Here is a 702-nt window from a genome sequence, read left to right as displayed (position 1 = left end):
CCCCGAGAAGGAGTGCTGCGATGGCCAACCCCGCACCCAGGCGTGCGCGCCCCATGTGAACCATGGTGCTCCCTCCCGGAGGGCGGTGCATGCGGGACGCGGTGGATGGGGGATGACGGGTGGATGACGGTTTCAAGTGGCGGGCCTCAAGATGCACGGGAATGCTCGGTCTCAGAGGTGTGCGCCGACCGGGGTCGGATGCGCACCCAGCCGTAGGACGGCGGCGCCGATGACCCATGTCGGCGGCTGAGCACCCTGCGGTCATACGGATACGAAAGGGACGATCGAGTGATACCCAACTCCACACCGCACCGAACTCCAGGGGCCCGCAGAGTGAGGCGGTCCGTGGCAGCGCTCGGTGCGCTCGCAGCAGTCGCCGCCGGGATGGCCGTGGCCAGTCCGTCGGCGCAGGCTGCCGACCCGACCGCGTCGAACGCTGCGAGCGCGGGCAGCGACCCGGCGAGTCGGGAGCGCGCCTTCGCGGCCGCCTCGGCCGAGTACGGCGTGCCGCGCACGGTCCTCGAGGCCGTGTCGTACGCGCAGACCCGCTGGGACTTCAACCCGGGGCACAGCACGTCGGGCGGCTACGGGCCGATGCACCTCGTCGACGCGAACCTCGGCTCTGCAGCCGAGGGCAGGGGCCTGGGCGACGCGCCGGCCCCGGCGCCGGCACCCGCTGCCGACACGCTCGGCCGGGCCGCC

At 72.9% G+C, this 702-nt stretch carries 1 pseudogene; it reads left to right on the top strand.

Features of this window, described 5'->3' with window-relative positions:
- Positions 1–345: 345 nt before the first annotated feature.
- Positions 346–702: pseudogene (locus AC1DP0_RS22405) on the top strand (N-acetylmuramoyl-L-alanine amidase); the annotation flags it as partial.

The organism is Terrabacter sp. P5_B1, from assembly GCF_056400505.1.
This window is presented reverse-complemented; position numbering and strand designations above follow the sequence as displayed.